Origin of the sequence: Streptomyces sp. 549 (assembly GCF_030124175.1) — a bacterium.
Taxonomy (GTDB): Bacteria; Actinomycetota; Actinomycetes; order Streptomycetales; family Streptomycetaceae; genus Streptomyces.
Genome location: NZ_JASKMT010000028.1, coordinates 36,620 through 49,744, shown reverse-complemented (window position 1 = coordinate 49,744; position 13,125 = coordinate 36,620). Strand labels below are relative to the sequence as shown.

The window sequence follows — 13,125 nt, the reverse complement described above, 5'->3', positions numbered from 1 at the left end:
AAGAATCGTCACGGTGTGTGCGGAGGTGGCTACTCTCAAGGTTAGGTAAACGAACAGTAATGGCAGGTAAAGGAGGGCGGGGAGTTGTCAGCCGCAAATGGGGATGTTCTTCCGTCTAACGGGTGAATAACGACCGATTGCCGCTTGTCATACCGACCTATTAATCACGACATGCCACGTTATGGCGCAGGGAGCTGTGCATCCGGGTGCGGTCCGGACGCGGTCCCGATGCAGCCCCCTTGCAGCCCGGTTGCAGCCCACGTGTGAGTCGAGAGGCGTCGCAGGACGTCGAGGGTCGAGGTGAAGTGATGGCAGGTGCGCGGAGATGCGTCGGTGGCGTCGCGGCGGTGGTGGCGGTCGCCGTGCTCGCGACCGGTTGCGGTGGCGGCTCCGGGAACGACGCGGAGAAGAAACCCGGGGCCCTGTCCGGGCCGGAACTGGAGTCAGGCGAGGAAGGCGGCAAGAGCGAGCGGCAGCCGGCCGGCACCCCGCAGCGGCCCGCCGCCATCGGTGACGGCTCCACCTCCTTCACCGGCCCGCAGCCCCACCAGCCGAAGCCGGCCGCGCTGAAGCCCGGCGAGCGCCCGCCGCAGTTCGTGGTGTTCTCATGGGACGGCGCGGGCGAGGACGGCAAGAAGCTCTTCTCGCACTTCCGTGAGGTCGGCCGGCAGCACAACGCGCACATGACCTACTTCCTGTCCGGCATCTACCTGCTGCCGGAAGGCGAGGCGAAACGCTACAACCCGCCCGGCCACCGGCCCGGAGCCTCCGACATCGGCTACCTCAAGGACGAGAACGTCCGCGCGACGCTGGAGCAGGTCGGCGGTGCCTGGCGGGACGGCAGTGAGATCGGCACCCACTACAACGGCCACTTCTGCGGCCCGACCGGAGTGGACAGCTGGTCGGTCGACGACTGGAAGAGCGAGATCCAGCAGGCCAAGTGGTTCGTGAAGAACTGGCGGACCACAACCGGCTGGAAGGACCAGCAGGCACTGCCCTTCGACTACGAGCAGGAGCTGATCGGCGGACGCACCCCGTGCCTGGAAGGGCGCGACAACGTGCGGAAGGCCGCCGCCGAGATGGGGTTCCGCTACGACTCCAGCGGCATCGGCGACCAGGTCTGGCCGAAGAGGCAGGGGCAGCTGTGGGACCTGCCGCTCCAGATGGTCCCCATGCCCGGCCGGTCCTTCGAGACGCTGGCCATGGACTACAACTTCATGGTCAACCAGTCGGGTCCGGGCAGCGGCAGCGCGGCCATGCACCCGCAGTGGGAACGCCAGATGCGTGACGGCCTGCTCCAGGGCTTCGACCGCGCCTACGAAGGCAACCGGGCCCCCATGATCATCGGTAACCACTTCAACGGCTGGAACGGCGGCATCTACATGCGGGCCGTCGAGGACGTGATCAAGACGGTGTGCGTCAAGGACGAGGTCCGCTGCGTCTCCTTCCGCCAACTGGTCGACTGGCTCGACGCCCAGGACCCGCAGGTGCTGTCGAAGCTCCGCGGGCTCGGCGTCGGCGAGAAACCGAAGGGCGGCTGGGAACGCTTCCTGGCGGCCCAGGCGGCCGGACCGGCACGCGAGGAGCAGCCCGCCCGTTCCTGAACCCCCCTCTGGCGCCGGGGTGGTGGTCGCGGCACCGGCGGCGTGACCGCCACCCCGGGGCGTCGTCGAGGCGGTGCTGGATCGTGGTGCTGGGGTGCGGTGCTCCGCTCGGACGTGGGAGCACGCGGACTGACGGAAAGTCAGACGGGCTGCGGAGTCGCGGTGTTCTCGCCCAGCCGGAACGCCGGGTCGACCTGCGAGGCGAGGTCCACGCCGGTACGGCTGTTGCCCCAGCTCTCCGCGTTGCGCAGGTGGAAGTGCACCATCTGGCGGGTGTAGCGCTCCCAGTCGCGCTCCTCGTAGGCGGCGTCGGCGGTGGTGTGCAGCACCTCCAGCGCCCGGCGGTCCTCGCCCTCCAGGTCGGCGAACGGGACCTGCCGGCCCTTCTCCACGGCGCGTACCCAGGAGGACTGGCCGACGGTGACCAGGAGGTCCTCACCGATCTCGTCCCTGAGGAACGCCACGTCGTCCGGTCCCTGCACCTTGTTGCCGACGACCTTCAGCCGCACGCCGAAGTCCTCGGCGTAGGAACGGTACTGGCGGTAGACGGAGACACCCTTGCGCGTCGGCTCCGCCACCAGGAACGTCATGTCGAAGCGGGTGAACAGGCCCGAGGCGAACGAGTCGGAGCCCGCGGTCATGTCGACCACCAGGTACTCCTCACGGCCGTCGACGAGGTGGTTCAGGCACAGCTCCACCGCGCCGACCTTGGAGTGGTAGCAGGCCACACCGAGGTCGGACTCCACGAACGGGCCGGTCGCCAGCAGTCGAACGTCGCCTCCCTCCAGTGCCACCGGGCGGGCGCAGGCGTCGTAGACCGGGTTGGTCTCGCCGATGCGCAGCAGCCGTGACCCCTCACCGGGGGGAGTGGTCTTGATCATGGACTCGGCCGAGGCGATGCGCGGGTTCGCGCCTCGGAGGTAGTCCTTGATCAGCGGCAGGTGCGCGCCCATGGCGGGCAGCGCGGCGGCCTCCGCGTCGTCGAGGCCGAGAGCGGCGCCCAGGTGCTGGTTGATGTCGGCGTCCACAGCGATCACCGGGACCTGCAGGGAGGCGAGATGACGGATGAACAGCGAGGACAGCGTCGTCTTGCCGCTGCCTCCCTTGCCAACGAAAGCGATCTTCATGTTCGATAGCGTAGGGCGTGCGCGGGTATGGCCCTCACCACGGAGTGAAGAAGACCACTCGAACGGGGCGGCGGAAGCCCGGCGCCGGTGCGTAGGGTCAAAGCCATGAGTACGAGCCCGCAGCCCTCCGGCCCTGCCGACCCGCTTGCGCCGCTGGGCGTCCTGCCAGGTGTGCCCGAGGCGGTCGAGTCGGTACGCAAGGCCGTCGACCGGGTCTACGGTCACCGGGTGATGCGGCGTCGCAGCGTGGAGGTCACCTCCGAGGCGGTGCTGCGTGCCGCACGCGCCACGGCCGCCCTGTCCGGCGCGGACTGGGCGCTGGAGGAGGTCAGGCGCCGCACCGACTTCCGCGGGGACGAGCAGTCCAGAACCGTCGGAGCCGCACTGCGGGTCACCGCTGAGGCGGGTCAACTCCTCTCCGTCTGGCGGCAGTCACCGCTGCGCGTCCTCGCCCGGCTGCACCTCGTCGCCGCCGGCGGCGTGACCACCGGTTCCGCTCCGGAAGGCGAGCGCGCTCCGGGCGCCGGGAGCGCGTCGGTTGCGGGGGGCACGTCGGACGGCAGCACTGGGGACGGTGCCGTGGCCGGTGCGGCTGTCGGCCGGCCGCGGTTGGCCGACGAGCCGGTGGCCGAGCCCTTCGTCGCCCTGGAACTTCCCGACGCCACCGAGGTCGCGGCGCGGCTGGAAGGGCTTGCGGAGCTGATCGCCGCCGGCCCCTCCACGCCCGCACTGGTCACTGCCGCGGTGGTGCACGGCGAACTGCTCACCCTCCGCCCGTTCGCCTCGCACAACGGCCTGGTCGCCCGGGCCGCGGAGCGCATCGTGCTTGTCGGCAGCGGGCTGGACCCGAAGTCGATCTGCCCCTCCGAGGTGGGCCACGCCGAGCAGGGGCGTGAGGAGTATCTGCGGGCCCTCGACGGCTACGCGTCGGGAACGGCCGAGGGCATGAGCCGGTGGATCGCGTACTGCGGCCGGTCGGTGGAGTTCGGCGTACGCGAGTCCACCGCCGTCTGCGAGGCCCTGCAGCGCGGCGCCGCCTGACCTGGGGGCGGTTAGGCGGCTGCGGCCGACGGGCTGCGTGGTTGAGTGCGCGCACAGGGTTGCGGCGGCGCCGCTGTAGAGGCGGTGCCGCCGCTGGCATGTCCAACGGGGTACCAGTGCGTGCTCGAGGTTTGCCGCTCAGGTCAGGACTTTGCCCGTTACCTGGTGCGGTAGGCCCGTAATCGACGGGTCGGCGTCGCGTGGGTTCCCGATATTCATGCTTCGGTCCGTGGGGCCTTTTGCGTTGTGCGGAGATCCTCTCGGATGCCGTAGGTCTCGCGGGCCGTTGATTCCTTTGTACTCCTTAACACCGCGAAGGGAAAGCCCTACCGCAGATCTTTACTTTCACCTTCAAACACCTCAAGCCTGACCAGGGCGGCTGATGACCGACAAAGCACACATCAGGTGTGTCGCCTTGCTCGGCGCCTGCTGCCGTACCAGACGAGGCCGGCGGTGACGGCTGCGGCGGTCACCGCGGCGACCGCCGCCACAACCGGCCGAGGCGGCATCGACAGCACCGGCATGCGCTGCTTCAGCCTGACCGGGCGGGAGAAGGTCAGCACCGGCCACTCGCGGGCCACCGCCTCCTTGCGCAGCGCCCGGTCGGGATTGACCGCGTGCGGGTGACCCACGGCCTCAAGCATGGGGATGTCCGTGAACGAGTCGCTGTAGGCGTAGCAGCGGGACAGGTCGTAGCCCTCCGACTCCGCCAGTTCGGCGATGGCCTCCGCCTTGGTCGGGCCGTAGGCGTAGTACTCGACCTCGCCGGTGTAGCAGCCGTCCTTCACGACCATGCGGGTGGCGACCACCCGGTCGGCGCCGATGAGTTCGCCGATCGGCTCCACCACCTCCGCGCCCGAGGTGGAGACGACGACCACGTCCCGGCCCGCGAGGTGGTGCTCCTCGATGAGCGAGGCGGCCTCGTCGTAGATGATCGGATCGATCAGGTCGTGCAGGGTCTCGGCAACGATCTCCTGTACCTGCTGGACGTTCCAGCCGCGGCACAGAGCCGACAGGTACTGCCTCATTCGTTCCATCTGGTCGTGGTCCGCTCCGCCCAGGAGGTAGACGAACTGGGCGTAGGCGGTGCGCAGCACGGCACGGCGGTTGATCAAGCCACCGTGGTAGAAGGACTTACTGAAGGTGAGCGTGCTCGACTTCGCAATGACCGTCTTGTCCAGGTCGAAGAAGGCTGCTGTCCGGGGCGACGAGTGGTTATCCACGAGACAGAGGATAGGCGCCCACCATTCGGCGTAAGGTGAGGCGTGTGGGTTTGCCTGAGAAGGGTCTCGGGTACACCATGGAAGTCACGGATCGTTCGCGACCGTGCTACCCCGGTTCGACTCCTCCCCCCCCGAGTCGACCGAGGAGACGACCCCCGCTCTCCCCCCCGGCGGGGGTCGTCGCACGTCTGCGGCCTGTTTGTCCCACTCATGGCTGATTCCTCCCTTTCCCGGCTGTCCGCCGCCGTCTGCTGCGCCGCCGTCTGTCGCCATCCAGTCAGTGACTGTGAGTAATCGCAAGGCTTCTGTTCGAAAGTCACCGGGACGGGTGGCGGAGTTATGCACAGGAGGGGGGTTATCCACAGATTCACACCAAGATCCACTTTATTCTCCCGGCTTCTGCACGGTGATTGCACAACACCACGGCGAACGTTCGCGGTGGTGAGGATGCGAAGCCGAAGGGGGAAGTCCACGTGGCTCAAACCATCCTGATCGTCACTGAGGACGCCGAACTGCTGGACGACCTGCTGCGGTTGTGCGCCGCGGCGGGAGCGGAGGCGCACGTCGCCCCGGGCGGACCGGTCGACGACGCGCAATGGCGTACCGCACCACTGGTGCTGGTCGGCGACGACCGCGCGGAGGTGCTGGCCCGCGCTTCGGGCCCTTCCACACGCAGGCCCGGCGTTCTCCTGCTCGGTCGCGACCTCGACGACCACGGCGTCTGGCAGCGAGGGGTCGGCATCGGCGCTGAGCACGTGGTCTTCCTGCCGGACGCCGAACCGTGGCTGACGGGCCGCATCGCCGACGCCGCCGAGGGAGCGGGCCGTCAGGGCGTGACCATCGGGGTGATCGGCGGCCGGGGCGGCGCCGGTGCCTCCACTCTGGCCACCGCGCTCGCCGTGGCCGCGGGCCGTACCGGCCGCCGCAGCCTGCTCGTTGACGCCGACCCGCTCGGCGGCGGCTTGGACGTGCTGCTCGGCGGGGAGTCCGCGGAAGGCCTGCGCTGGCCCGCGTTCACCGACTCCCGGGGCCGCGTCGCGGCTGCGGCCCTGGAGGAGTCCCTGCCCAGCCTGCACGGGGTGCGAGTGCTGAGCTGGGACCGGGGCACCGGCGTGGCGGTGCCTCCGGAAGCCATGCGCTCGGTACTGGGAGCCGCCCGGCGCGGCGGCGGTGCCGTGGTCGTCGACCTGCCCCGCCGGACGGACGAGCCGGTGGGGGAGGCGCTGAGCCAGCTGGACCTCGGCCTGCTGGTCGTCCCGGCCGAGGTGCGGGCCGTCGCCGCCGCGCACCGCCTCGCCACCCGCCTCAACCTCGTCCTCAAGGATCTGCGCGTCGTGGTGCGCGGCCCCCGCAGGGCCGGCCTCGGCGACGAGCAGATCGCCCGACTGCTGGAACTCCCGCTGGCGGGCCAACTCCCCGACGATCCGGGCCTCCTGGAGTCGGTGGAGCGCGGAGTGCCACCCGGTAGCGCCCCCGGAAGCCCACTCGCGGCCTTCTGCGCCGCGCTGTGGGAGCGCACCCTGCCCGGAGAGAACCAGGGCAGCGTGACGGCATGAGCGCCGGCACCTCGCAGGAACTGGTGGACGCCGTCCGCCTCCGCCTCGTCGAGAGCGGCGCCGAACCCACACCGGCCAGGGTCGCCGCCGCGCTGCGCGCCCAGGGCAGGCTGCTGGGGGACAGCACGGTCCTGGGCGTGGTCAGGGCGCTGCGGTCGGAACTGGTCGGTGCGGGTCCACTGGAACCCCTGCTCGCCGACCCGCAGGTCACCGACATCCTGGTCACCGGCCCCCGGAGTGTCTGGGTCGACCGGGGGCAGGGGTTGGAGCGCACCCCGGTCTGCTTCCCCGACGAGGCGGCCGTCCGCCGCCTCGCGCAGCGACTGGCGACCTCCGCCGGGCGGCGGCTCGACGACGCCCGGCCCTGGGTGGACGCGCGCCTGCCCGACGGCACCCGCATGCACGCCGTGCTGCACCCGGTGGCGGCCGACTCCACCTGCCTCTCACTGCGCGTGGTGCGGCCCCGCGCCTTCCGCCTCCAGGAGCTGGTGCAGGCCGGCACCGTCCCGCCCGGCGGTGACCGGCTGCTGCGGGCGGTGCTCGAAGCCCGCTTGTCCTTCCTCGTCTCGGGCGGCACGGGCTCGGGCAAGACGACGCTGCTCAGCAGCTTGCTGGGGCTCGTCGGCCCGGCCGAGCGCATCGTGGTCACCGAGGACTCCGCCGAACTCCGCCCCGACCACCCGCACGTCGTCCGTCTGGAGGGCCGTCCCGCGAACCAGGAGGGCGCCGGGCTGGTGGAGCTGCGGGACCTGGTCCGGCAGGCGCTGCGGATGCGGCCGGACCGGCTGGTCGTCGGCGAGGTCCGGGGCGCCGAGGCAGCCGACCTGCTGGCCGCGCTGAACACGGGTCACGAGGGCGGGTGCGGGACTCTTCACGCGAACGCCGCATCCGACGTGCCCGCGCGGCTGGAGGCGCTGGGCATGTCGGCGGGCCTGGACCGGGCGGCGCTGCACAGTCAGCTGGGCGCCGCCCTGTCCCTGGTGATCCATCTCGCGCGCGATCGCACCGGGCGCCGCCGCGTGGCCGAGATCCACGTACTGGAACGCGGCCTCGACGGCCTGGTGCGCACCGTGCCCGCAGCACGCTGGGGCGCTCAGGCCTTCGAACCTGCCGAGGGCTGGGGCAGGTTGCGGGAGCTGTGCGCGCGCGGCGGGAGCACCTGGTGACCCCGGCATCGGCCGAGTCGGCACACGCCGCGGCGTTGGCCTGTGCCGGAGCCGCAGCCCTGCTGGCGATGCGGACCCGTCCCGGGGAGCGACGTGCCCGCCTGGTGCTCGCCGGTGCGTCCGGCCCACGCTTCGGGCCCGGCCAGTTCGGCCGCGGCCAACGGTGGAACGAGGTGATGCGCCGCGCCGATCTGCGGGCACTGGCCGCGCGGACGGGTCGGCACTGGGCTGCCATCCCGGTGGGTCTGCTGATCGCCTGGGCCACGCAGTCGGTGCTGCCCCTGGCCTGCGCCGCGGCAGCCGTCCCGCTGCTCCGCCGTCACCTGCGGCGACGTGAGCAGCGCCGGGCGGCGGAACGCACCGAGGGCGCAGTGCTCGACTTCTGCCTGGGCCTGGTCGCGGAACTGCGTTCAGGGCGCCAGGCCGACGCCGCCCTGCTGGCGGTGGGAACCGCCGGACTGGGCCAGGCGGGCAGCGCCGTGCTGGCCGCCGCACGGTTCGGCGGAGACGTGCCGGCGGCCCTGCACCGGGCCGCCCGCACACCGGGAGCCGGTGGGCTGCTGGGCGTGGCGGCCTGCTGGCGGGCGGCCGTCGACGGCGGCGCCGGACTCGCCGACGGCCTGGACCGGGTGGCGTCCGCGCTGCGAGCCGAGCGGGAGCAACGGGAGGAAGTGCGCGCCCAGTTGGCAGGCCCGCGGTCCACGGCGGTGGTGCTGGCCCTGCTGCCGCTGTTCGGCCTGGTGCTCGGCGCCACGATGGGCGCCGACCCGGTGCGGGTCCTGCTGCACTCACCTGTCGGCTGGGCGGTGCTCACCGCTGCGGGCCTGCTCGAATGGGCCGGCCTGGCGTGGGTGTCCCGCATCGTCCGGACGGCGGAAGGGGGCGGCGCCTCATGACCGCCCAGGTCGTACACAGCCTGTGGACAACTATTTCCACCTCACCACGGGCCGCAGCGAGCAGACACCTGAGCGGCAGCGGCGCGGCCCGCAGCCGACGCCTGGCAGCTCTCCTGCCCGCCGCTCCCGCTCCTGCCCGTAACGCCAGCGCCAGTGCCGCCGCCGCGCGTGCCTCCCACGCGGCACCAGTGGGCACGGAACAGCGCCGTTCGGTGCCGCGGGACCGGGTGCGGGAGGCGGCAGCGGCACTCGGTACCGGTGTGCTGGTGCTCATCCTCGTCGGTGAGATGGCCGGATTCCTGGCAGGACTCGCGGTGGCCTTCGGCATATGGCGGTGGCTGCGGAAGCACACGGACCCGTTTACTCGGGAACGCCTTCGCGAGCAGCTCCAGGCCGCCGAGCAACTACCGCTCACCACCGCCCTGCTGACGGCCTGCCTGGCAGCCGGATCAGGTCCCAGGGAGGCCGCCCACTCGGTCGGCAACTCGGTCGGAGGGCCGCTCGGCACGCGATTGGTGCTGGTCGCCGACGAACTGCGCCTGGGCGCCGAGCCGTCGGCCGCATGGGCCCGGGTGGCCGAGCTCCCGGCGGCCGTCGGGCTGGCCCGATGCCTGGAACGCGCCCACCGCTCGGGCGCACCGGCCGTCGAGTCCATGAGCCGGCTGGCAGCCGAGTGCCGTGCCGCGCGGGCCCGTGCGGCAGCGGCGCGGGCGCGCAGGGCGGGAGTGCTCGTGACGGCGCCGCTGGGGCTCTGCTTCCTGCCGGCGTTCCTCCTGGCCGGAGTGGTGCCCGTGATCATCGGGCTCGGACGCTCCTTGCTCTGACCACTGATGCGCGCAGACACCCCGACCTTTTCACCCACTCAGCAGAACCACCCAGAGACGAGGAGAACCACCATGCACAACCGAGTACGCCGGGTGCTGGCCCAACGCTTCGGGAGCCGCTGCCGTGACGCCGGCATGAGCACCGCCGAGTACGCCGTCGGGACGATCGCGGCCTGCGGCTTCGCCGCCGTGCTCTACCAGGTCGTGACCAGCGACGCCGTGAGCGCTGCCATGGGCGGGCTGGTCCAGCGAGCCCTCGATGCGGGGTTCTGAGCCGTGGCGGCGGGACAGCGGGCAGAGCACCGCGGAGACGGCCGTGGTGGTGCCCTGCCTGGTGCTTCTCCTGGCAGTGCTGCTCTGGGGGCTGCTGGCGATGGGCAGCAAGATCCAGTGCCTCGATGCCGCACGAGCCGGTGCCCGCGCGGCGGCACGGGCGGAGGACGCCCAGCAGGTGCTCAGCGCGGCGCGGGAGGTCGCACCGAGGGGTGCGCGGGTGCTTGTCGAACGGGAAGGGCCGCTCGTCCGCGTACAGGTCACGGCCCGGTCCGTCGGCCCCGGCCCGCTCTCGGCGGAGGTCCACGGTGAAGCGGTGGCGCGCGCGGAACGGCCGACCTCGCTGTTCCCGCTCGCCGTCCCGGACCGCAGCACTGACCCCGACCCCGGCCCCGATCCCGACTCCGGGCTCGGCAGCGCACCCGGCCCCGGCCCCCACGCAGGCGCCGACGCCCAGCCGGACGGTGCGCCGGACGCCCGACCGGACGCCCGACCGGACGCTCAGCCGGACGCCCGGCCGAACGTTGAGCCGAGCCGTGGGCCGCGCGGTGGGCCGGATGTTGGGCCGAGTGGTGCCGTCGAGCCGGCGCCGCCCGAGTCGGCGACCGCTCGGTAGGCGACCGCCCGGGAGGGGTCGGCGGCCTCCGGCGGCGGGGGACGGCGGCTCGGCGACGGTGTGGACGGCGGTGTGCGCCGGAGCGCTCTGCGCGGTCTTCGCGCTACTGCTGACGCTGGGCCAGGCGGTTCAGACCCGCCACCGGGCGGGCGCCGCCGCCGACCTGGCAGCGCTGGCCGCCGCCGACCACGCCCCGCACGGCACCCGGCGGGCCTGCGCGGAGGCGCGCAGGGTGGCCGAGGCCCAGCGGGCAGGCGTGGTGCGCTGCCTCGTCCACGAGGGCGTCGCCGATCTCACGGCGGAGGCGGCGTGGGGGCCGTACCGCTCGCAGGTGCGCTCCCGTGCGGGGCCGCCCGCAGCAGTTCGGTGAGGAGCCGCAGTGCTCCCCGCTTGTGCAGCGGGTCGTTGCCGTTGCCGCACTTCGGCGACTGGACGCACGAGGGGCACCCGCTGTCGCACTCGCAGGAGGCGATGGCCTCCGCAGTGGCGGTCAGCCACTCGCGGGCCGTGCGGAAGGCGCGCTCTGCGAAGCCGGCGCCCCCGGGGTGGCCGTCGTAGACGAAGACCGTCGGCAGCAGGGTGTCGGGGTGCAGTGGCACGGACACGCCGCCGATGTCCCAGCGGTCGCAGGTCGCGAAGAGCGGCAGCATGCCGATCGAGGCGTGCTCGGCGGCATGCAGCGCACCGGGCAGCACCTCGGGGTTGATGCGGGCGGCGTCCAGCTGGTCCTCGGTCACCGTCCACCACACCGCCCGGGTGCGCAGGGTGCGTGGCGGCAGGTCCAGTTTGGTCTCGCCGAGCACCTCCCCGGTGATCAGCTTTCGACGCAGATAGGAGACCACCTGGTGGGTCACCTCCACCGATCCGAAGCACAGCCGGCCGGCACCCCACGCCACCTCGGTCTCGGTTTCGAGCACCGAGACGGCGGTGGTGTCCCTGGCCACCGTCGACCACGGCGGGCTCTCCGCCTCCACCAGCGCCACCGCGCCGTCCGGATCGTCCAGGTGCAGCTGCCGGACGACGTAGGTGCGGCCCTGGTGGAGGTGCACCGCTCCCTCGTGCACCGTGGAGTGCGCCGCCGCTGCGTCGACGGTGCCCAGCAGTCGCCCGGTGGCCGCCTCGACGACCTGTACGGGCCTGCCGCCCTGCCCGCGGATGTCGGTGAGGTCGGCGGCCCGCTCCCGGCGGGTCCAGTACCAGGCGCCGCCCCGCCGCCGGAGCAGCCTGCGCTGCTCCAGCTGCGGCATCAGACCGGCGGCGGCCGGGCCGAACAGGGCGAGGTCGGCCTCGGTGAGCGGGATCTCCGCCGCGGCGGCGCAGAGGTGCGGGGCCAGCACGTAGGGGTTGTCCGGGTCGAGCACCGTGCTCTCGACGGGCTGCCGGAACAACGCGTCCGGGTGGTGCACCAGATAGGTGTCGAGCGGATCGTCGCGGGCGACGAGCACGGCGAGCGCGCCCTGCCCGCGTCGTCCGGCGCGGCCCGCCTGCTGCCACAGCGAGGCACGGGTGCCGGGATAGCCCGCGAGCAGCACGGCGTCCAGGCCGGACACGTCCACCCCCAGCTCCAGCGCGGTGGTGGCGGCGAGGCCGAGCAGTTCGCCGCTGTGCAGGGCGCGCTCCAGCGCCCGGCGTTCCTCGGGCAGGTAGCCGCCGCGGTACGCGGCCACGCGGCCGGGCAGCGAGCGGTCCACTTGGCCCAGCCGCTCCTGAGCGATCACCGACACCAGTTCCGCGCCGCGCCGCGAACGGACGAAGGCGACGGTGCGTACGCCCGCCGCCGTCAGGTCCGTCAGCAGTTCGGCCGTCTCGGCGGTCGCGGTCCGCCGCACGGGAGCACCGCGCTCGCCGGTGAGCTCGGTCAGGGGCGGCTCCCACAACGCGAACACCAGTTCCCCGCGCGGCGACGTGTCCTCGGTCACCTCGGTCACCGGCACACCGGTCAGCCGCCCTGCGGACACGCCCGGGTCCGCAGCGGTCGCCGACGCCAGCAGGAAGGCCGGTTCAGCCCCGTACCGGGCCGCGACGCGCCGAAGCCGGCGAAGAACCTGAGCGACGTGCGAACCGAAGACACCGCGGTAGGTGTGGCACTCGTCGACCACGACGTACCGCAGCGCCCGCAGGAAGGAGGCCCAGCGCGGATGGGCGGGCAGCATGCCGCGGTGCAGCATGTCCGGATTGGTGAGCACGTAGTTGGCGTACTGCCGCACCCACTCGCGTTCCTCGTACGGCGTGTCGCCGTCGTAGACGGCGGCCCGCACGGCCTTGCCCAGTGGCGCGGTGAGCCCGCCCACGGCCCGCCGCTGGTCGGCTGCGAGCGCCTTGGTGGGAGCCAGGTAGAGCGCCGTGGCGCCCCGCCCGTTGGGCGCCTCGGAGCCCTCCAGCAGGGCGTTGAGCACCGGCAGCCCGTAGGCGAGCGACTTGCCCGAGGCCGTGCCGGTGGCCACTACGACCGACTCCCCGTCCAGGGCGTGCGCGGCGGCGAGGGCCTGGTGCTCCCAGGGCCTCTCGATGCCGGCCGCCCGGACGGCGTCGACCAGTTCCGGACGGATCGGATCGGGCCATTCCGCATGACGTCCGGGGCGCGGGGGCAAGTGCTCCGTATGAGTGACGCGCGCAGCCCGACCTGGCCCTTCGGTCAGGGCGGCGAGAACCGATCTTGGAGCCGCCGGGGCCGGGCGGGAGCCCGGTGAAAGCGGACGCTGGTTGCTGGCCATCGGGTCCGAGTGTGTCACCGCCGCGACGGACAATGACCGCAAGGCGTCGTGCGGGCCGGTAGGTAAGTGATTGAATGCCCCTGCG

12 protein-coding genes are annotated in these 13,125 nt (G+C 72.5%); 9 read left to right on the top strand and 3 right to left on the bottom strand.

What is annotated here, in order from left to right:
• The first annotated feature begins 308 nt into the window (after positions 1–308).
• Positions 309–1,604 carry a polysaccharide deacetylase family protein gene (locus QNO07_RS23510; RefSeq protein WP_283994311.1) on the top strand — a complete coding sequence of 432 codons (1,296 nt, stop codon included), beginning with the start codon at positions 309–311 and terminating at the stop codon, positions 1,602–1,604.
• Positions 1,605–1,744: 140 nt separating this feature from the next.
• Here the strand turns inward: QNO07_RS23510 and QNO07_RS23505 are convergent, their stop codons facing one another.
• A complete protein-coding gene (locus QNO07_RS23505; protein ID WP_283994309.1) occupies positions 1,745–2,731 on the bottom strand; it encodes an ATP-binding protein in 987 nt (328 codons plus the stop codon).
• A 105-nt stretch (positions 2,732–2,836) separates the two neighbouring features.
• On the opposite strand from QNO07_RS23505, the gene QNO07_RS23500 reads away from it, so the two are divergent.
• The gene (locus tag QNO07_RS23500) at positions 2,837–3,772 is read left to right on the top strand and encodes a Fic family protein (RefSeq protein WP_283994308.1); all 936 of its coding nucleotides are present in this window, start codon (positions 2,837–2,839) and stop codon (positions 3,770–3,772) included.
• Positions 3,773–4,173: 401 nt separating this feature from the next.
• Here the strand turns inward: QNO07_RS23500 and QNO07_RS23495 are convergent, their stop codons facing one another.
• Positions 4,174–5,007 (bottom strand): HAD family hydrolase, encoded by an 834-nt coding sequence (locus tag QNO07_RS23495; RefSeq protein WP_283994339.1) that lies wholly within the window; start codon positions 5,005–5,007, stop codon positions 4,174–4,176.
• Between the two features lie 461 nt (positions 5,008–5,468).
• Between QNO07_RS23495 and ssd the strand changes: the two genes are divergently transcribed.
• From ssd to QNO07_RS23460, 7 genes are all read left to right on the top strand, one after another.
• Complete coding sequence (ssd, locus tag QNO07_RS23490; protein WP_283994307.1) at positions 5,469–6,551, top strand: septum site-determining protein Ssd; 1,083 nt, start codon at positions 5,469–5,471, stop codon at positions 6,549–6,551.
• A complete protein-coding gene (locus QNO07_RS23485) occupies positions 6,548–7,717 on the top strand; it encodes a TadA family conjugal transfer-associated ATPase (protein WP_283994306.1) in 1,170 nt (389 codons plus the stop codon). Before ssd ends, QNO07_RS23485 begins: the two co-directional genes overlap by 4 nt.
• Positions 7,714–8,613, top strand: a complete 900-nt coding sequence (locus QNO07_RS23480; protein ID WP_283994304.1) for a type II secretion system F family protein — start codon at positions 7,714–7,716, stop codon at positions 8,611–8,613. Before QNO07_RS23485 ends, QNO07_RS23480 begins: the two co-directional genes overlap by 4 nt.
• A 188-nt stretch (positions 8,614–8,801) precedes the next feature.
• A complete protein-coding gene (locus tag QNO07_RS23475; RefSeq protein ID WP_283994303.1) occupies positions 8,802–9,437 on the top strand; it encodes a type II secretion system F family protein in 636 nt (211 codons plus the stop codon).
• A gap of 72 nt (positions 9,438–9,509) precedes the next feature.
• Positions 9,510–9,710, top strand: coding sequence for a DUF4244 domain-containing protein (locus tag QNO07_RS23470; protein WP_283994301.1), 201 nt, complete (start codon positions 9,510–9,512; stop codon positions 9,708–9,710).
• Positions 9,697–10,326, top strand: a complete 630-nt coding sequence (locus QNO07_RS27590) for a TadE family type IV pilus minor pilin (protein ID WP_349636870.1) — start codon at positions 9,697–9,699, stop codon at positions 10,324–10,326. The genes QNO07_RS23470 and QNO07_RS27590 overlap by 14 nt, the downstream gene beginning before the upstream one ends.
• Positions 10,327–10,396: 70 nt before the next feature.
• Positions 10,397–10,696, top strand: a complete 300-nt coding sequence (locus QNO07_RS23460) for an Rv3654c family TadE-like protein (protein WP_502961917.1) — start codon at positions 10,397–10,399, stop codon at positions 10,694–10,696.
• Here the strand turns inward: QNO07_RS23460 and QNO07_RS23455 are convergent.
• Positions 10,620–13,040: a DEAD/DEAH box helicase gene (locus QNO07_RS23455; protein WP_283994299.1), complete on the bottom strand. Its 2,421-nt coding sequence runs from the start codon at positions 13,038–13,040 to the stop codon at positions 10,620–10,622. The genes QNO07_RS23460 and QNO07_RS23455 overlap by 77 nt on opposite strands.
• Positions 13,041–13,125: the final 85 nt, after the last annotated feature.

What these genes read in the sequence shown, in the direction of transcription:
- QNO07_RS23510 (WP_283994311.1), top strand. Translation starts at nt 309, where the DNA reads ATGGCAGGTGCGCGGAGATGCGTCGGTGGCGTCGCGGCGGTGGTGGCG.
- QNO07_RS23505 (WP_283994309.1), bottom strand. Translation starts at nt 2,731, where the DNA reads ATGAAGATCGCTTTCGTTGGCAAGGGAGGCAGCGGCAAGACGACGCTG.
- QNO07_RS23500 (WP_283994308.1), top strand. Translation starts at nt 2,837, where the DNA reads ATGAGTACGAGCCCGCAGCCCTCCGGCCCTGCCGACCCGCTTGCGCCG.
- QNO07_RS23485 (WP_283994306.1), top strand. Translation starts at nt 6,548, where the DNA reads ATGAGCGCCGGCACCTCGCAGGAACTGGTGGACGCCGTCCGCCTCCGC.
- QNO07_RS23470 (WP_283994301.1), top strand. Translation starts at nt 9,510, where the DNA reads ATGCACAACCGAGTACGCCGGGTGCTGGCCCAACGCTTCGGGAGCCGC.
- QNO07_RS27590 (WP_349636870.1), top strand. Translation starts at nt 9,697, where the DNA reads ATGCGGGGTTCTGAGCCGTGGCGGCGGGACAGCGGGCAGAGCACCGCG.
- QNO07_RS23455 (WP_283994299.1), bottom strand. Translation starts at nt 13,040, where the DNA reads ATGGCCAGCAACCAGCGTCCGCTTTCACCGGGCTCCCGCCCGGCCCCG.